Origin of the sequence: Actinoplanes sp. SE50/110 (genome assembly GCF_900119315.1) — a bacterium.
Lineage (GTDB): Bacteria > Actinomycetota > Actinomycetes > Mycobacteriales > Micromonosporaceae > Actinoplanes.
The window spans coordinates 5,496,026-5,514,318 of record NZ_LT827010.1 but is presented as its reverse complement, the minus strand read 5'-3'; the positions used below and the strand labels follow the sequence as shown (position 1 = coordinate 5,514,318).

11 protein-coding genes are annotated in these 18,293 nt (G+C 71.7%); 4 read left to right on the top strand and 7 right to left on the bottom strand.

The window, feature by feature from the left end; translation table 11 throughout:
• Window positions 1–16: 16 nt before the first annotated feature.
• From ACSP50_RS42245 to ACSP50_RS43530, 3 genes are all read right to left on the bottom strand, one after another.
• Entirely contained in the window at window positions 17–589 is a 573-nt protein-coding gene (locus tag ACSP50_RS42245; RefSeq protein ID WP_155123616.1) for a hypothetical protein, read from the bottom strand.
• An 802-nt stretch (window positions 590–1,391) separates the two neighbouring features.
• The gene (locus ACSP50_RS24735; RefSeq protein WP_197688091.1) at window positions 1,392–2,414 is read right to left on the bottom strand and encodes a sialidase family protein; all 1,023 of its coding nucleotides are present in this window, start codon (window positions 2,412–2,414) and stop codon (window positions 1,392–1,394) included.
• Window positions 2,381–2,794: a hypothetical protein gene (locus tag ACSP50_RS43530; RefSeq protein WP_197688090.1), complete on the bottom strand. Its 414-nt coding sequence runs from the start codon at window positions 2,792–2,794 to the stop codon at window positions 2,381–2,383. Before ACSP50_RS43530 ends, ACSP50_RS24735 begins: the two co-directional genes overlap by 34 nt.
• Before the next feature lie 191 nt (window positions 2,795–2,985).
• On the opposite strand from ACSP50_RS43530, the gene ileS reads away from it, so the two are divergent.
• On the top strand, window positions 2,986–6,081 hold the full coding sequence (gene ileS, locus ACSP50_RS24730; RefSeq protein ID WP_014692017.1) for an isoleucine--tRNA ligase: 3,096 nt from the start codon (window positions 2,986–2,988) through the stop codon (window positions 6,079–6,081).
• Between the two features lie 6 nt (window positions 6,082–6,087).
• Here the strand turns inward: ileS and ACSP50_RS44870 are convergent, their stop codons facing one another.
• On the bottom strand, window positions 6,088–7,071 hold the full coding sequence (locus tag ACSP50_RS44870) for a collagen-like protein (RefSeq protein ID WP_014692016.1): 984 nt from the start codon (window positions 7,069–7,071) through the stop codon (window positions 6,088–6,090).
• Window positions 7,072–7,232: 161 nt separating this feature from the next.
• Between ACSP50_RS44870 and ACSP50_RS24720 the strand changes: the two genes are divergently transcribed.
• Complete coding sequence (locus ACSP50_RS24720; protein ID WP_014692015.1) at window positions 7,233–12,410, top strand: Ig-like domain-containing protein; 5,178 nt, start codon at window positions 7,233–7,235, stop codon at window positions 12,408–12,410.
• A gap of 78 nt (window positions 12,411–12,488) precedes the next feature.
• A complete protein-coding gene (locus ACSP50_RS24715; RefSeq protein ID WP_014692014.1) occupies window positions 12,489–13,217 on the top strand; it encodes an arylamine N-acetyltransferase in 729 nt (242 codons plus the stop codon).
• Window position 13,218: 1 nt separating this feature from the next.
• Here the strand turns inward: ACSP50_RS24715 and ACSP50_RS24710 are convergent, their stop codons facing one another.
• The 3 genes from ACSP50_RS24710 to ACSP50_RS24700 all read right to left on the bottom strand — a co-directional run bounded on the left by ACSP50_RS24710 (window position 13,219) and on the right by ACSP50_RS24700 (window position 16,933).
• On the bottom strand, window positions 13,219–14,118 hold the full coding sequence (locus ACSP50_RS24710) for a GNAT family N-acetyltransferase (RefSeq protein ID WP_043512109.1): 900 nt from the start codon (window positions 14,116–14,118) through the stop codon (window positions 13,219–13,221).
• A gap of 92 nt (window positions 14,119–14,210) precedes the next feature.
• On the bottom strand, window positions 14,211–15,887 hold the full coding sequence (locus ACSP50_RS24705) for a pitrilysin family protein (RefSeq protein WP_014692012.1): 1,677 nt from the start codon (window positions 15,885–15,887) through the stop codon (window positions 14,211–14,213).
• Window positions 15,884–16,933, bottom strand: coding sequence for a hypothetical protein (locus ACSP50_RS24700; protein WP_231956710.1), 1,050 nt, complete (start codon window positions 16,931–16,933; stop codon window positions 15,884–15,886). Before ACSP50_RS24700 ends, ACSP50_RS24705 begins: the two co-directional genes overlap by 4 nt.
• On the opposite strand from ACSP50_RS24700, the gene ACSP50_RS24695 reads away from it, so the two are divergent.
• Window positions 16,925–18,244, top strand: a complete 1,320-nt coding sequence (locus ACSP50_RS24695) for a bifunctional 3-(3-hydroxy-phenyl)propionate/3-hydroxycinnamic acid hydroxylase (RefSeq protein WP_014692010.1) — start codon at window positions 16,925–16,927, stop codon at window positions 18,242–18,244. The two genes, ACSP50_RS24700 and ACSP50_RS24695, sit on opposite strands and share 9 nt — an antisense overlap.
• Window positions 18,245–18,293: the final 49 nt, after the last annotated feature.

The following is an 18,293-nucleotide window of genomic DNA, read 5'->3' as shown; positions in this document are numbered from 1 at the left end:
CGTTGCGCAGCACGCGTTATTGCGGCCCACCCTCGCGCACCTTGAAAAATTGACAAGGTGCTTCAGGTGGACCACGCAGGCTCGCAGAAAAACTTCTTCCCCTGCGACAGTATTCGCCTTTATCAGCCTGTATCACCGCCCGGTGACCACGACGATCCCGGCGCCAGCTCGCCTGTCCGAGTGTCACCTTGACCACCATCAAACACCGGCCCACCAAAACAATAAAAATACCACCCTGATCCCGCTCCGCCGCAAGCAGAGAATCAACAGTTTTAGTTGTTCTCGACCCGTTAACTGCAACCTTTTCCTCGCTCGCCGCCCCGGGGCGGACCGGTTCGTCGGCCGCAATCTTCAGCGGGGCCGGTCCGTCGGCCGGAATCTTCTGCCGGGCAAGTTCCACGGCCGCCGCCTGTGACAAAGCCGGTTCGTCGGCCGCCGCCTGTGACAAAGCCGGTTCGTCGGCCGCCGCCTGTGACAAAGCCGGTTCGTCGGTCGTCGCCTGTGGCGGGGCCGGTTCCCCGGCCGCCACCTGCAGCAGGACCGGTTCCCCGGCCGCCACCTGCAGCAGGACCGGTTCCCCGGCCGCCACCTGCAGCGGAGTCTGCTCTTCAACCGCCGCAGCGGAGACCGGCCTCCGGTGAGGCCCCGGCGCAGGAGCCGGACCCGCCGATGGTGACCGTCCTGAAATCGCCTGCCGCCGCCGTTCATCCGCAGCGACAACGGCCGCCCAAGCCTCCGAAGCCCTCCATCCGTTCCGCACCAACTTCCGCGTGTGCCTCTGCCGCAGACCCCATTCACGACGACGCTCATGATCACGTCGGAATTGCTCTTTCTCCGCCGAATAACCCCGTGCCGCGGTGCGGTCCCGCATCCGCGCGACCTCCGACCGACCAAACAGCGATAACTGCCCCACCCCAAAATTATCCCGGCCCCGAAAACAAAGTGTAAGCCCCGTCAAGTGCCAAAAAAAGATATTCCCGCCAAGCCGCACCGAACCGCCGATGAAAGCTGGGCCCCGACACTCATCACATGCCGCGCTACCGCACCGCTCACCTGGCGCGATCCCGTTGGCCTATCCCGCACTCGGGCAGGGGAGCTCTGCCAGGAGGGGGTCGGCTTCCCGCATAGCAGTTCTCCGTCGAGGCTCCGGCTAGGGACCACGAACGGTCTCCTGCCGGAGAGTGCCGGGCTGCAGGAACTGTGGATCCCAAGGCCGCGTGCCGCGTGGCCTGCGTGCTGCGTGGCCTGCGTGCTGCGTGGCCTGCGTGCTGCGTGGCCTGCGTGCTGCGTGGCCCGCGTGCTGCGCGGCCCCCGAGCTGCGTAGACCATGGGATCACGAGGACGGCGGCCTACGCGGAGCGCAAGCCACCAGGAGCGCGCAGAGCAACCTGTCAGTGCGCAGTCCGCCACACCGCGGAGTTCCCACCGCCCGCCTGTCCCGCCAGCGCCGCCCCCGCAGCGTTCGCGCCGCCGACCACCGGCAGCCCGCCGGCCGGAACCGACATGCCGAGATGCAGCGTGCTCCCGGTGGGTGCGGTGGCGACCGGCAGCACCGGGTAGGCGTTGCCCCCGGCGACGACGGACGTCGAGATGTAGTCGCCGAACATCCGACCCTGGGAGGTGTTCGGGATCCAGGACAGGTTCATCGGCCCGGCCACCGCGGTCGCGCCGCTCCATGACGTGCCGCCGTTGACCGAGGAGATGAAGCCGACGTCGAGCTGGCACGTCGACGCCGTGCAGGACGAGTCCGGATAGTAGTAGTAGGAGAGTCCGATGCGCGCGGATGCGCCGGACGTCGACGGGTCGACCCCGATGCCGGGCACGAAATGTTCCACCGTGCTGCTGGTCGCGTCGATCGGCACCCGCACCGGCGCGGCCCAGGTGGTCTCGCTCGTCGACTTGGCGATGACGATGTCGTTGCGGGGGCAGCCGCTGCGGAACCGGCAGTCCGACCAGCTGACGTACACGGTGCCGGCGGCGTCGGCCTCGGCGCTGGGCAGAGGCTCCTCGCGCAGGCCGCCGGCCACGTCGTGGTGGCTGACGGTGGCGACGGCGACGGTCGAGTTCCACGAGCTGCCGCCGTTGGTGCTGCGGAATGAGCGGATGGTGTCGGTGGTCGACAGGTACGGCACGATGACGTCGCCGTTGCGCAGCACGACCGGCTGTCCGCCGAGGCCGGCGTGGCTGCCTCCGGGGGCCAGTGCCGAGCCCCAGGTGGCACCGCCGTCGGTGGACGTCTTCATTCTGATGGAGTCGCCGGAGCTGGTGACGTCGTACTCGGTGTAGCAGTTGCCGTAGTGCGGGCTGGCCGCGGTGTTGTCGCAGACGATCCAGTTCTTGTCCAGTGAGCCGGTTGCCGTGATGACCGGGTTCGACCAGGTCAGCCCGCCGTCGGTGGACCGGCTGGTGAGCACGTCGACGGTGGAGCCGCCGAGGCGTCGAAGGCCACCGAGGCGTCACTGGCCTGCCCGAACGTACCGCCGCCGCTGGTGGTGACGCCCGGCAGGAAGCCGTGGGTCCAGGTCGTGCCGCCGTCGCCGGACCGGGCCCAGCCGATGTTCGACGCGCCGCCGCCGGAGACCCGGCCGACCTGGAAGGCCGACACGATGGTGGATCCGAAAGCATAGGTGTCCGGCTCCACCTCACTCTGATGTTGTGCCTGGGTGTCGGTGTACGGATCGGTGCTGACCTGGGTGAGCGCGGCGTTGGCCGCTGCCGGCGCCGCGGGCCACAGCAGCAGGGCCGCGGCGGCGGGAAGGGCCAGCGCACTCAGCAGGGTGGTACGTGGATGCACGGTGACACCGCCTCGTCGAGTTCCGGACGGTGGCCGGCGGGGATGGCGGCCACCGCACCCGTGCTACCGGAGCCCCGAGGCGTTGTAAATAGAGAATTGTAGATATGTGCGGGATCCGCGCCACGCCGTCCGGGGGAGTGCCGAGCGCCTCCACGGACGCGGTCGTGGCGTGACGGGTAAAGTCTGCGGGCATGTATCGCCCGGTTCCGGCCCAGGTCGACCTGCCCACCCTCGATCACGAGGTGCTCCGCTTCTGGCAGGAGCGGAACGTCTTCGCGGAGAGCCTGCGGCAGTCCGCGGGTCGTCCCGAGTGGGTGTTCTACGAGGGCCCGCCGACCGCGAACGGGATGCCCGGCGCGCACCACATCGAGGCGCGGGTGTTCAAGGACGTGTTCCCGCGCTACCGGACGATGAAGGGTTTCCACGTCGCCCGCAAGGCCGGCTGGGACTGTCACGGCCTGCCGGTCGAGCTCGCCGTGGAGAAGGAGCTCGGTTTCAGCGGCAAGCAGGACATCGAGGCGTACGGGATCGCCGCGTTCAACGACCGGTGCCGCGAGTCGGTGACCCGGCACACCGACGCCTTCGCCGCCCTCACCCGGCGGATGGGCTACTGGGTCGACATGGACGACGCGTACCGGACCATGGACCCGGCGTACATCGACTCGGTCTGGTGGTCACTCAAGCAGATCTTCGACAAGGGTCTGCTGGTCGAGGATTTCCGCGTCGCCCCGTGGTGTCCGCGGGACCAGACGACGCTCTCCGACCACGAGCTGGACCAGGGGTACGAGATCGACGTCGACCCGTCGGTCTACGTGCGTTTCCCGCTCACCTCGGGCCCGCTGGCCGGGACGACGTCGCTGCTGGTCTGGACGACCACGCCGTGGACCCTGGTGTCGAACACGGCGGTCGCGGTGCACCCGTCGGTCACCTACGTGGTGGTCACCGACGGTAGGGAGCGGTTGATCGTCGCCGAGCCGCTGATCCCGGAGGGTCTCACCCCGACCGGCGAGTCATTCCTCGGCAAGGAACTGGAGCGCTGGACCTATCAGCCCCCGTTCGCGATGGTCGACGTGCCGGACGCGCACATCGTGATCCTGGCGAACTACGTGACCACCGACAGCGGCACCGGGCTGGTCCACCAGTCCCCGGCGTTCGGCGCTGACGACCTGGCCAGCTGCCGCGCCTACGGTCTGCCGATGGTCAATCCGGTGCGCCGGGACGGCACCTTCGAGCCGGAGATCGAACTGGTCGGCGGCATGTTCTTCCGGGAGGCGAACGGGCCGCTCGTCGAGGAGCTGCGGACCAGCGGCCGGCTGTTCCGGCATGAGCCGTACGAGCACAAGTATCCGCACTGCTGGCGGTGCCACACCGCGCTGATCTACTACGCGCAGCCGTCCTGGTACGTCCGGACCACCGCGGTGCGGGACGCGCTGTTGCGGGAGAACGAGAAGACGAACTGGCAACCGGCCAACATCAAGCACGGTCGGTACGGGGACTGGCTCGTCAACAACGTCGACTGGGCGCTGTCCCGGAACCGCTACTGGGGTACGCCGTTGCCCATCTGGCGGTGCGCGGCGGGCCACCTGACGTGCATCGGCTCGCGAGCCGAGCTGTCCCACCTGACCAACCGTGATCTGTCCGACCTGGATCCGCATCGGCCGTTCATCGACGAGATCACATTCGCCTGCCCGCAGTGCGAGGCGGAATCGGTCCGGGTCCCGGAGGTCATCGACGCCTGGTACGACTCGGGGTCGATGCCGTTCGCCCAGTTCGGCTATCCGTACCAGAACGCCGAACTGTTCGAGCGCCGCTTCCCGGCCCAGTTCATCTCCGAGGCCATCGACCAGACCCGCGGCTGGTTCTACACCCTGATGGCGGTCAGCACGCTCGTCTTCGACCGCTCGTCCTACGAGAACGTGGTCTGTCTCGGCCACATCCTCGCCGAGGACGGCCGCAAGATGTCCAAGCACCTCGGCAACATCCTGGAGCCGATCCCGCTGATGGATCAGCACGGCGCCGACGCGGTCCGCTGGTACATGGCGGCCGTCGGCTCACCGTGGTCGGCTCGCCGGGTCGGTCACTCCGGGCTGCAGGAGGTGGTCCGCAAGACCCTGCTGACGTACTGGAACACGGTCGCTTTCCAGGCGCTCTACGGCCGTACCGCCCAGTGGACGCCGTCCGCGGCGGACCCGGAGCCCGCGCAGCGGTCCGCCCTTGATCGTTGGGTTCTCTCCGAGTTGCAGCAGCTCATCGCGAAGGTCGACAGCGCGATGGCGGCGTTCGACCCGCACGAGACGGGCAAACTGATCGCCGCCTTCATCGACGATCTTTCCAATTGGTACGTACGCCGTAGCCGCCGCCGTTTCTGGCGAGGCGACCCCGCCGCCCTCGCCACCCTCCACGAAGCGCTACGCGCCGTGACCCTGCTGATGGCGCCGATCACCCCGTTCGTCACCGAGCGGGTGTGGCAGGACCTGATCGTCGCGGTCGATCCGCAGGCGCCGTCCTCGGTGCACCTCGCGGCGTTCCCGGAGCCGGACACCGCCCTGGTCGACCACGATCTGTCCGCGCAGATGGCGACCACCCGGCGGCTGGTCGAGCTGGGTCGCACCGCCCGCGCCGAATCCGGCCTCAAGATCCGGCAGCCGCTGTCGCGGGCCCTGGTGTCCGGCGGCGCCGACCTGCCGCCCGAGCTGCTTTCCGAGATCGCCGCCGAGCTCAACGTCAACGCGGTCGAGGCGCTCGCCGGTTCGTTCGTCGACACCACCGCGAAGGCGAACTTCCGCGCCCTGGGCCGGCGCTTCGGCAAGGCCGTCCAGCAGGTCGCGGCGGTCATCCAGGCCGCTGACGCGGCACGACTGAAGGACGATCTGCGGACGAAGGGATCCGCGACCGTCACGGTCGACGGGGAAGAGGTCACGCTCGCCCCGGACGAGGTGGTGATCACCGAGACGCCGCGGGAGGGCTGGGCGGTCGCCTCGGACGCCGGCGCCACCCTCGCGCTCGACCTGCACCTGACCCCGGAGCTGCGCCGGGCCGGTGTGGCCCGGGACGCGATCCGGCAGATCCAGGAGGCCCGCAAGGGCAGCGGCCTGGAGGTCTCCGACCGGATCCGGCTGCGCTACCGGGCTGGCGGGGACACGTCGCTGGCCCTGGCCGAGCACCGCGACCTGGTCGCCGACGAGGTGCTGGCCACCGACTTCGCGGCCGGCGACCCGGACTGGGCCGATCCGCGGGAGTTCAGCGACGACTCGATCGGCCTGACCTTCTGGATCACCCGCTCGTAGGGGCGCCTACTGGAACACCACCGTCCAGGCGGCCGGGTGCGAGATCGCTCCGGTCGCCGCGTGGATCACCATGGCCGTGTCGCCGGGGCAGCCGACCGAGCTGAGGTATGCCGACGTCGGCCTGAGGCGACTGAACGTGCTCTGGCCCACCGAGGGCTGGGAGTTGGTCGCCGCGGTCGACCACTCCGCCGCCGCGGCATCAGAGACTTCGTACTGCACCAGGAAAGATGTCGCGCTCTGCGGAACGCCTTCGACGCAGAAGTAGGTGGCGTTGCCGGACCTGATGCCGGTCTCGGTAAGGCCGGGCGTGGTGGCCTGAAGGTCGAGGCTGTCCTCACACGTCTGGGGAGAACAGGTCAGGTACCCGAACCGGATGGTCGTCGCGCTTCCCGGCGCGCCCGCTGGGCCCGGCACTCCCTGGGGACCCTGCGGGCCGGTGGCGCCCTTCGCGCCCTGCGGGCCGGTGGCGCCGGTCTTGCCCTGCGGGCCTTGCGCGCCGGCCGGGCCCGCGGGACCCGCGGCGCCGTCGCTCCCCGGCAAGCCGGTGGCGCCTTGAGCTCCCGCGGGGCCTTGCGGCCCGGTGGCGCCCTGCGGCCCGGTGGGGCCTTGCGGACCGGTGAGGCCGATGGGACCCTGCGGGCCGGTAAGACCGGTGGCGCCTTGCGGGCCGGTAAGACCGGTGGGGCCTTGCGGGCCGGTAAGACCGGTGGCGCCTTGCGGGCCGGTAAGACCGGTGGTCCCCTGCGGGCCGGTAAGGCCGGTGGCGCCCGTGGCGCCGGCCGGGCCCGCTGGGCCGGCGACGCCTTTGGCATTCCAGCTGATCGGCGTCCATGTCCTGGAACACGGTTGTGTGCCGGAATCGCGGAGCTTCACCTCTCCGGCGCTGTTCCGGCAGGCGTACATCGTGCCGTCCGCCCCGCTGACCGCGGCACTCGCGGAAGCGGTACCCGCCACGCCGACTGTCAGGGCAACCACGGCTGCGACGGTCATCGTCCTGTGCTTACCTGTGCTCATGAGGCGAGAGTCGGGCCGCAGGGGTGCAGGAGAGGCCTTCGCCGGTTGCGGCTCGGTCGCAAACACCGCGGCTGCAACCGCCGACCTCTCCGGTATTCCGTGACAAAAGAGAACAATTCTCGCTTAGCCTCAGTGACGTGGGGTTACGCCGGGCCGCCACGGCCGTGCTGGTGGTGGTCCTGGCGGCGGTGACGATGCTGACCGTCGGCCACGCCGGGGCCGCCGTCACGTCCACCTTCCGGGACCGCTTCGACGCGAACACGAACGGTTCGATCATCCTGCGCGGCAACTCGAACCTGACCTGCCTGCTGTCCGGGCAGCCCACCTGCCCGCAGGCCCGCAACGGCACCGCCACCGGAGCGAGCGCGAACAACAACAGCTACGCGATGGCGTACACCGACGTCGACACCAATCCGCTCACCTTCAACGACAGCCTGGCGACGCTGGACATGCCGCCCGGCAGCACGGTGTTGTTCGCCGGCCTCTACTGGGGCGCGGACTCGGTCTCGCCGCTGCGCGACCAGGTCCTGTTCAGCACGGACGGCGGTGGCTCGTACCGGCCGATCACCGCCGCCACGCTGTTTCCCAACGGCAGCATCTACCAGGGGTTCGCCGATGTCACCGCCCAGGTGGCCGGGATCGGCAACGGCGTGTACGCGGTGGCGAACATCCAGGCGTCGATCACGTCCGGCTCGTATGCGGGGTGGTCGCTGGTGGTCGCGTACCACAACGCCGCCCAGGACATGCGCGCGCTGCGCGTGTACGACGGCTTCGGCCAGGTCTCCAGCGGCAACACCAACATCCCGGTGACCGGCTTCGAGACCCCGCACACCGGCACCGTGCACGCGAAGGTCGGCGCGGTGGCGTACGAGGGTGATCGCGGCACCTCCGGCGACAGCCTGCAGGTGGACGGCCGCTCGCTGACCGATGCGCAGAACCCGGCGAGCAACTTCTTCAACAGCACGGTCAGTGAGTCCGGTACGCCGGTGGGCGGCCGCACCCCGGGCTACGACAACACCCTCGGCTTCGACGTCGACCAGGTCGACGCGACCGGAATGTTCGCCAACGCCGCCACCTCGGCCACGCTGACCCTGACCACCACCGGGGACCAGTACTACCCGGGCGTCCTCACCTTCACCATCGACCTGTACGCCCCCAACATCACCACCACGCCGTCGGTGGTCGACCTGAACGGCGGCGGTCTGGTGCCCGGCGACACGCTGGAGTACCGCATCGCGGTGCGCAACGAGGGCAACGACACCGCCGACGGGGTCGTGCTCAGCGACGCCGTCCCGGACTACACCACCTACGTGCCGGGGTCGCTCACCGTGGCGGCCTCGCCGGTCACCGACGCGAGCGGCGACGACGCCGGATCCTATGCGGCCGGCGCGGCCGGGTGGACGCTGGGCAGCATCCCGGTCGCCGGCACCACCTGGGTCACCTTCCGGGTCACCGTCCAGCCCGGCGCGCCACCCGGGTATCCGATCACCAACCTGGTCAACGTCGCCTATTCCGGGCGCAGCAGCGGGGTGAGCGTCACCGCCACCGGCGCCACCACCGCCAGCGTCGTGCTGCAGCCGCACGACGACCTCGCCGCCGCGCTCGCGGTCACCCCGCCGGTCGTGCAGCGTGCCGCCACTCCCGCCGCGGTGACCTACACGGCGACGGTCACCGACACCACCGGCGACCTGGAACCGGCCGCCACCGCCACCCTCACCCTGCCCGCGGGCGTCACGCCCGGGATGATGCCGACCGGCTGCTGGGCCGCCGGGCAGGTGGTCACCTGTGCCCTGGGACCCGTGGCCGCCGGCAGTTCCGCGCATGCCACGGTCCCGGCGACCGTGAGCGGGTCCGCGGCGGCGAGCCCGGTCGCCACCCTGCGGATCGGTGGCACGGGAGCGGACGCGAACAGCGCGAACGACACCGCCACCGCCACGCTCGTGGTCAACAGCGCGCCGACCGTCGTGGCCGACAGCGCCGCCACGTCGTTCGGCACGCCCGTCACGATCACCGTGAAGGCCAACGACAGCGATCCGGACGATCCGATGTCCGCCCTGGTGTACTCGGTGTCCGGTCCGCCGTCGCACGGCGTGGCCGTGGCCCGCAGCGATCAGGGCATCACCTACACCCCTGCCGCGGGCTGGTCGGGCACCGACACCTTCCGGTACCGGGTGGACGACCCGCACGGCGGCTCGGGCATCGCGACCGTCACGGTGACCACGGGCAACGCGCCGCCGGTCGCGAACGACGACGTGGTGAACACGCCGACGGACACCCCGGTCACCGTCGACGTGCTGCAGAACGACGCCGACCCCAACGGCGACCCGCTGACCGTCACCGCGGTCACCCAGCCGCCGTCCGCCGCCGGCACGGTGACCTTCACGGACACCGACGTCACCTTCACGCCGGATCCGGTCTTCACCGGCACGACGACGTTCACCTACACCGTGAGCGACAGCAGCGGCGACACCGCGACGGCGGTCGTGTCCGTCGACGTGGAGAACGCCGCGCCGACCGCGGCCGGCGACCTGTTCCCGGTCACCTACCCGGCGGCACAGGCCGGCGTGGTGCTGCCGGTGACCGGGAACGACACCGACCCGAACAACGACCCGCTGACCGTCACGGCCGCCGGTCAACCGGCGGTGGGCACCGGCACCACGTCGCTGTCCGCCGGGGTGGTCACCTACACCGCGCCGCCCGGCTTCTCCGGTGTGGCCACGTTCCGCTACACGATCAGTGACGGCCGCGGCGGCACGGACAGCGCAGCGGTGACGGTCGTCGTCGCGAACGCGCCGCCGGTGGCCCAGGCGTTCGTGACCACGACCGGCTACCGCACGCCGCGCACCCTGACCGTGCTCGCCGCGGCCACCGACCCGAACAACGACCCGTTGCACGTCTCCGGCGCCACCGCACCGGCGCACGGCGTGGTCACCCGCGACCCGACCGGCCGGATCACCTATCTGCCCGACGTCGCCTTCTCGGGAACGGACTCCTTCGCCTACACCGTCGACGACGGCAACGGCGGGACCGACACCGCCACCGTGACGGTGACCGTCGCCAACGGGCTTCCCGCCGCCCGTGACGACGCGGTCACCGGCTTCGGCGGCGCCTCCATCACGGTCGACGTGCTGGCCAACGACGACCCCGATCCGAACGGCGAGCCGCTGACCGTCGCGATCGACGGTCCGCCCGGCCACGGCGGTGCGGTGGCGGGGCCCGGCGGGCGGGTGACGTACACGCCGGCCGCGCACTTCTTCGGCGTGGACACCTTCCACTACACGCTCGACGACGGCAGCCACACGCTGGTCGGCGCGACCGTGACGGTCACCGTGGTGAACGTCGCGCCGGCCGCCCGTGCGGATGCGGCGATCATCGACACGAACACCGCCGTGGTGCTGCCGGTGCTGGCCAACGACGACGACGCGAACGGCGACCCGTTGACGCTGACCGCGGTGGGCACGGCGGCGCACGGCACGGTCACCGCGAACGCCGACGGCACGGTCACGTACGTGCCCGCCACCGGTTTCTGGGGCACCGACGCGTTCGGCTACTCGATCGAGGATCCGGCCGGGCTCGCCGACGCGGCCACCGTCACGGTCACCGTGCGCAACGCACCGCCGGTCGCGGCCGACGACAGGTTCTCCGTCCGGCCGGCCACGCCGGCCGGACTGTCGGTGCTGGCCAACGACAGCGATCCCAACACCGGGCAGGTCCTCACCGTCGCCTCGGCCACCACACCGGCGAAGGGCACGCTGACGCTGACCGGCGGAGTGCTCACCTACCGGGCGAATCCCGGCACGGCCGGCACCGACATCTTCGACTACGTGGTCACCGACGACGCGGGCGCAACGGCCACGGCGCACGTCACCCTGTTCATCAACGGCGTGCCGGACGCCGTCGACGACGCCGTGGCGGTACCGGCCGACACCGCCGTCGACATCGCCGTCACCGCCAACGACACCGACCCCGAAGCGCAGCCGCTGCGGGTCACCGCGGTGGGCACGCCGTCGCACGGCGCGACCCGGATCAACCCGGACCAGACGGTGGAGTACCGGCCGGCTCCCGGCTTCTTCGGCACCGACACCTTCGGCTACACCATCACCGACACCGCGGACAACACGGCTTCCGCGCGGGTCACGGTGCAGGTCGCGAACGCGGCGCCGGTCGCGCGGCCGGACACCGCCGCACTGCTCTCCGACCGGTCCGTGCTGGTCGACGTGCTCGCCAACGACAGCGACCCCAATCCCGGGCAGACGCTGACCGTCGTCGCGGCCGGCCAGCCGGCGAACGGCGCGGCCACCCTCGCCGCGGGCGGCATCAGGTACACCCCGGCAGTGGGCTACGTCGGCCCCGACACGTTCACGTACACGATCGGCGACGGCAACGGCGGCACGGCGACCGGGACCGTCGCCGTCACGGTGTCCAACGGCGTGCCGGTGGCGGTGCCCGACGCCCGCAGGACGCCATACGGGCGGCCGATCACCGTCGACGTGCTCACCAACGACCTGGATCCGGCCGGCACGCTGGCGGTCACCTCGGCCGGGGTGCCGGACCGGGGCACGGCCACGTTCACCCCGGGCGCGGTGACCTACACACCGCCGGCCGGTTTCTCCGGAACGGCGACGCTCGACTACACGGCCGTCGACGACGCCGGGCACCGCACCGGCGCGACGGTCGCGATCCTGGTCGGCGTGCCCCCGTCGGTGCCGAACAAGCAGACCACCGTGCGCGACGGCCAGCTGGTGCGGATCGGACTGCCGGCCACCGGGCAGGACGGGCGGCCGGTCAGCCTCAGCGGTATCGGCCGGCCGCGGCACGGCACGGCGGTGATGAACGCGGACGGCACGGTCACCTATGTGCCGGATCCCGGCTTCAGCGGCACCGACGACTTCACCTACGAGGTGATGGACGCCGACGGCAACGTGGCGCAGGCGACGGTGCACGTGATCGTCCCGCCGCCGCCGGCACCCTCGCCGGTGCCGTCGCCGTCACCGTCCGGGCCGCCGTCACCGTCCGGGCCGCCGTCACCGGCCGGGCCGCCGCCGATGTCACCCTCGCCGTCCGGGTCGTCCGCGCCGTCCGCGTCACCCTCGTCGTCCGCGCCGCATCTGCCCCGGCCGAGCCGGAGCTCACCGACCCCGGCGGCACCGCACCGGACCGCGCCGAGTGGAGACACCCGGCCACCGACCTCGCCCGTCACCGGACCGGACGCCGCGGCCGTGGCGCTGGCCGGCCTGTGCGTCCTCGCGGTCGGCGCCACGCTCTGCCGGCTCGCCGGCCGGCGCACCGGCCGGCCGCCCACCGGCGGCGACTGACGCCGCGCCACGGGGGGTTCAGACCCCGGCGGCGGGGAGGGTTGACCTCGACCCGGGTTGATGTCCGATGCTTCCGGGATGGACGTGACCGCATACCTCGACCGGATCGGTGCCGACGACCCCGGATTGCGCGAGCTGAGCCGCGCCCACCAGCGCGCCGTGCCGTTCGAGAATCTCAGCATCCATCTGGGGGAGACCATCTCGCTGGACCCGGACGCGCTTTTCGACAAGGTCGTGCGCCGGCGCCGCGGGGGTTTCTGCTACGAGCTCAACGGCCTTTTCGCGCTGCTGCTGGAAGAGCTCGGGCACACGGTCGACCGGGTCGCCTGCCGGGTGCACCGCGGGGACGGTGTTTTCGGCCCGCTCTTCGACCACCTCGCCTTGATCGTCGACGGTGAATGGCTGGTGGATGTGGGCTTCGGCCGGCACACCATCTATCCGCTGCGGCTCGGCGACCGTGCGGACCAGGTCGATCCGGAAGGCCGTTTCCGGCTCGTCGACGCCCCCGATGGCGACATCGTCGTGCTGCGTGCCGGCGAACCGCAGTATCGGCTGGAACGCCGGGCCCGTCCGCTCACCGATTTCGCACCGGCCTGCTGGTGGCAACAGACCTGGCCGGAATCGCAGTTTCGCCGGGCCCCGGTCTGCACCCGCCTGGACGGTGACACCCGCATCACCCTGAGCCGCCGCACCCTGCTGCGCACCGTCGGCGGCGATCGTGTCGAGACCGAACTGACCTCCGACGCGGATCTGCTCGCCGCGTACCGCACCCATTTCGGCATCGAACTGGACCGCCCGATCGGATAGCTCAATCCGGCCAGGTGAAGGCGATCTCGTGTTCGAAGGCGCGGAATCCGGCGCGCGCGAAAGCCGCCGCCATCGGGGTGTTGCCCAGATCGGTGGCGGCGCGAATCCGCGGCACGTCCCGATCGGCCAGGATCCGCACGCCGGCGGCCAGGATCTCGTCGATGTATCCGTTGCCGCGATGCACCGGCGCGACCCCGAGATAGGCGATGATCGGGTGATATCCGTTGTGGGCCGGGATCACGAAGCCGACCGGCTCGCCGTCGTCGGCCCGGACCGCGACCCGCCACCAGTCGCGCGGGCTGCCGTACCGCGCCAGCTCCTCGGCATACTGCTGTTCGGCCGCCTCGCGCGCGGTCATCCGGCGCAGATCGTCCCGGCTGAACGCGTCCAGGGTGCCGTCGAGCACCGCGGTCATCAGGCCGATCAGTTCGTCGGCACCGTGCGGGGGCCGGAAGCGCAGGCGGTCGCCGGGGTCGCGGATCGGCGTGCCGGGCCGCCATTCCAGACGCAGCCGTTCGACGAAGAGCCTGCCGCCCGTCTCGGCCAGCAGCGACTCGCGCACCTCGGCCGCCGCGCGCGCCGTCTCCCGCCAATCCGGCGGCAGATAGCGGTTGTACTGCCCGGTCGGGACGGCGGCCATCGCCGTGCGCAGCAGGTGGCGGCCGGCATCGATGTCGGTCACGTCGAAGATGTCCATGAGCGCCGGCAGCGCGTCGCCGGGCCGGGACCACCAGCCGGCCCGGGCCACGACGGTGCCGCCGCGCAGGGCGATCCACAGCCATTGCGGCCGGCGCCGCCCGGCCTCGAGGTCGCCGGCGATCTCCGGATTGAGCTGGTAGGGCAGCGAGTTGAACAGGTCGATCTCGCCGGGGCCGTTGATCGGGCGCACCTCGAGGGGCACAGCGGAGCCTTCCGGATGACGGACGGAGACTGGCCCCCGCGTCGCGCGCGACGCGGGGGCCATGACCATACCGGGCGGAACATCGATCGTCATCACATATGGTGCCGTAGGCGGCGCCGCATGACGTGGCCACCGGTCGTCACCAGGATCAGCAGCAGAAGGAACAGGGCGGCCAGGACCGGCTCGTGCTGCTGCATGGACACGACGCCGCCGGCACTGATGCCACTCATCACGTACGACAATGTGCGTTGGGTTTTCGGGTTGAACCTCTTCGCCGATGCCGATGCCGATGCCGATGCCGATGCCGATGCCGGCGCCGGACGGGCCGGTGCCGGTGTGGGCAGCGCCGACGGGTCGCGCGGGGGCTGGTCGACGCGCAGGTGGGCGGGGACGGCACGGTCGATCCAGCCGATCGCGTCGTCGCCGGCGCGGTACAGATCGGGTTCGACCATGATGCGGATGCCGTCGGTGCCGACCAGCAGCCGGGCGCCGTCCGGCCAGGCCCGCATGATCGAGCATGCCGCGTAGCGGACGGTCGCCCGGGCATCCGGGGCGATCATGCTGATCCCGTCCGGGCCGACCAGCAGACGTTCCGCCGGGTCGTTCAGCGACTCGTACGCGGTGCCGGTGACCAGGGTGTCCGACGCGGTCGGCGCGTGCGTGAACCCGGCCCACCCGCCGTACGAACCGTCCGGGACCATCAGCAGCCCGTTCGCGCTCGCCGCCTCGGCCACCGCGACGATCTCCGGGAGGGTGACCGCCTCGTACACCCGGAATTCCGCCTCGGCCGAGCGCACCGGCAGCCCGGCCAGCAGGTCGCGGGCCACCGCCTCGAGCCGCTCCCCGGACTGCTCGGCCTGCCACAGCGCCTGCGCGCGCTGCCGCACGACGGTCGACAGGTCGTCCGGATGGATCCGTCCGGCGCGCAGCGTGGCCAGCACGTCGAGGAATTCGCCGAGCGCCGCCCCGGACTTCTCGGGCAGCGCGTCGGCGACCGCGGTCACCAGCGCCTGTCCGGAACCGATCGGCCGCCAGTGTGCACCCACCGTGTAGGACAGCCCGGCCTCCTGGCGCATCTGCCGGAACATGGTGCGTTCCAGCACGTCGGCGAAGACCTCGGTGGCCGCGCCGCGGGCGACGAGCGCGTCCCAGGCCACCACGCTGTCGCCGCCGCTGAACCAGGCCGGAGTGACCGGCAGCGCGTTCGACGGGTCCGGCGCGGGCTCGCGGCGCCCGGGCGGCAGGGCCAGCCGCAGCCCGGCCGGGATACGGTCGCCGGCCACCCACAGCACCGCGTTGTCCCTGGTGAAGTAGCGTGCCGCCCAGGTCCGCAGGTCATCGGCGGTGATCGCGGGCAGGCCCCACTCCGGGTACGACACGGTCCCGTACCCGATCGCGCCGTGCCGCCACAGCGGTTTCGGGTCGATGCCGCGCCCGTTCGCCTCGGCGCGCAGCAGATCCTTCTCCACCGGCAGCCGGTGCGCCGGCAGGTCGTGCAGGGCGGTGCTGACCCGGGTCAGGAACGTCGCCACCTCGTCCGGGGTGCCGGTCAGGTGGAAGCTGGTGTGCTCCACCCCGGTCGTGCCGTTGAAGTGGTGGTCGGTCATCCCCAGCGAGTGCAGCGCAAGGTGTTCCAGCAGGTGGGTGATGCCGTGCCGGGCGAGCGGCTCGTCGGCGAAACCCACCCGGAAGATCAGCCCGGCACGCATCGGGCCGGTGCCGGGAGCATGCAGGGCGGGCACGCCGTCCACGTCGTACAACGCCGTCATCGGACGCCCCCCACCGGCGACAGTGACCGGTCCCGCAGACCGGCGACCACCGCGGCGGGATCGCCGCCGAGGTAGCTGAACGGGAACCGGTGGGCCAGGCGGCCCAGCATCGCGAAGACGGCACCGGCCGCCGGCCGCTCGTCCATCAGGCTGAACGCCATCGCGAACGCGCTCGCGGCCGGCACCCAGCCCGGCTCCCGGCGGAAATCGGCGTGCCAGACCGAGCGGTGCGCGGCCTGCGCGACCGCGTCCCGGACGGCTTCCTCACGCAGGTACGCGGTGGCTTCGGGCTCGTCGAGCTCCAGCCAGTTCTCCAGGTGGGCGATGGCGACCAGCGACCCCTGCGCCGCGCCGGGCGGGGCGGCCGCGGTCGCCTCGGCCGCCCACGCGTGCGCCCGCGGCCAGTCGCCGCCCCATTTCGGGCACAGGCTCTGCAGGTATTGCGCCTGTCCGGCGTAGTCGTGCGGGTGGGCGGCCAGCATCCGGTCGTAACGGCGGCGGGTCTCGGCCGGCCCCAGCTGCAACCCGCGGGCGGTGGTCAGCCGGGCCGCCCAGAGCGCCGGGTCGCCGGGCGTCCGCGCGGCGCCGTCGATCAGCACCGCCTCGGCCCGGCGCAGCCAGTCCTGAAAGATCGCGAACTGCTCGGCGCCGACGCGCGCGGCCCGCGCCCTGCCGCGGGCCGCCCACGCCACGTCGGTCAGGTGCATGCCGAGCAGCGCGGCGGCGGCGCCGTCCGCCGGGTCGGCGTGCAGCGCGTACCGCAGCGTCTCCTCGATGCCGCGCTCCTGCGCGGCCCAGCTGAGCAGCCAGGTCCGCCCGCCCGGGGCGGCGCTGTCGAGGACCGCGCGGCAGGCCGGCCAGTCGCGGCGGGCGAGAGCGGCGCGGACCACGGCGAGTTCCGGATGCGCGTCGGCCGGGTCGAGGAGCACGTCGTCGAAGGACACGCCGGAATGTTCCGGCCGCGGGGTTGCGAATCGGGTGCGATCGGCGATCACCCGGGTTGTCGTGCCGGCCGCGGCGGCGCGCATCATCATCGGATGGAACATGTCCCGGTGGTGATCGTCGGCGCCGGCCCGACCGGCCTGACCGCCGCGCTGATGCTGGCCCGTCGCGGTGTCGGATGTGTGGTGCTGGAGCGCTTCCCGGAGCCGTATCCGCTGCCCCGTGCCGTGCACTTCGACGACGAGATCTTCCGCGTCCTCGCCGGCCTCGGGCTGGCGGCCGGGCTGCACGCGATCTCCCGGCCCGCGCCCGGCATGCAACTGGTCGATCCGTCGCTGCGGCCGCTCGCCACCTTCGACCGCGAGCCCGCCGGCGAGCACGGCTTCCCGCAGGCCAACATGTTCGATCAACCGGATCTCGAGCGCCTCTTGCGGCAGGCGTTGCCCCACGGAGCGCTTCGCGCCGGGAGACAGGTGTACGACGTGGAGCAGCCGCCGTCCGGTCCGGTCCTCGTCCGTTACCGATCAGTGGAGGGGCCGGGTGAACTGACCGCCGACTTCGTGCTCGGCTGCGACGGCGCGAACAGCCTGGTCCGGTCCCTGATCGGGTCCACACTCGACGACCTGGGCTTCACCCAGCGCTGGCTGGTGGTCGACGCGCAGGGCCCGGACCTGTCCGCGTACCCGGGGGTGCAGCAGGTCTGCGACCCGTCGCGGGCGGCCACCTTCATGATGGTCACGCCCGGCCGATATCGATGGGAGTTCCGCCTCCCGGTCGACCGGTCGGTGCCGTCGCTGCTCCAGCCCTGGCTCAGCGGGCTCCCGGACCCGGGGGCGCTGAGCATTCTGCGTACCGCCGAATACACCTTCCGCGGCGCCCTCGCCTCCCGCTGGCGGGACCGCCGGGTCTTCCTGCTGGGCGACGCCGCCCACCTCACCCCGCCGTTCATCGGCCAGGGCCTGTGCGCCGGCATCCGGGACGCCGCCAACCTGACCTGGAAGATCGCGTTCGTGCTGTCCGGCCGCGCCGACGAGCGGCTGCTCGGCACGTACGCCCAGGAGCGTCGCCCGCACGCCCGCAGCATGATCCGGATGGCGATGCTGATCGGCTGGGTGATGACCGGCGGCAGCCGCCGCTCGGCGGCACTCCGCCGTTTTCTGCTACGCACCGTCACCAGACTGCCGGGCGCGGAGCGCCGGGCGATGAACGTCGCGTGGCCGGCGTTCCACCGTGGTCCGCTGGTCGGCCCGGGCGGTGGCCGGCTCTGCCCGGCCGCTCTCGACGAGTCGCTCGGCGACGGCTTCGCGCTCACCGGCGGCCTGCTGATCCGGCCGGACCGGGTCGTCGCGGCCGCCGGCCGGCACGCCCGCAAGGACTTCCCGGCCGCCGCCGGCATCCACGATTCCGGCCTGTGAGCTGGGCTTCCGGATTTTTGTCGTACGTCTCGGCTAGAACTGTCCCCAC

Coding starts and splice junctions, on each gene's coding strand:
- ACSP50_RS24715 (WP_014692014.1), top strand. CDS start 12,489: ATGGACGTGACCGCATACCTCGACCGGATCGGTGCCGACGACCCCGGA.
- ACSP50_RS24705 (WP_014692012.1), bottom strand. CDS start 15,887: ATGACGGCGTTGTACGACGTGGACGGCGTGCCCGCCCTGCATGCTCCC.
- ACSP50_RS24695 (WP_014692010.1), top strand. CDS start 16,925: ATGGAACATGTCCCGGTGGTGATCGTCGGCGCCGGCCCGACCGGCCTG.
- ACSP50_RS24700 (WP_231956710.1), bottom strand. CDS start 16,933: ATGTTCCATCCGATGATGATGCGCGCCGCCGCGGCCGGCACGACAACC.
- ACSP50_RS44870 (WP_014692016.1), bottom strand. CDS start 7,071: ATGACCGTCGCAGCCGTGGTTGCCCTGACAGTCGGCGTGGCGGGTACC.
- ileS (WP_014692017.1), top strand. CDS start 2,986: ATGTATCGCCCGGTTCCGGCCCAGGTCGACCTGCCCACCCTCGATCAC.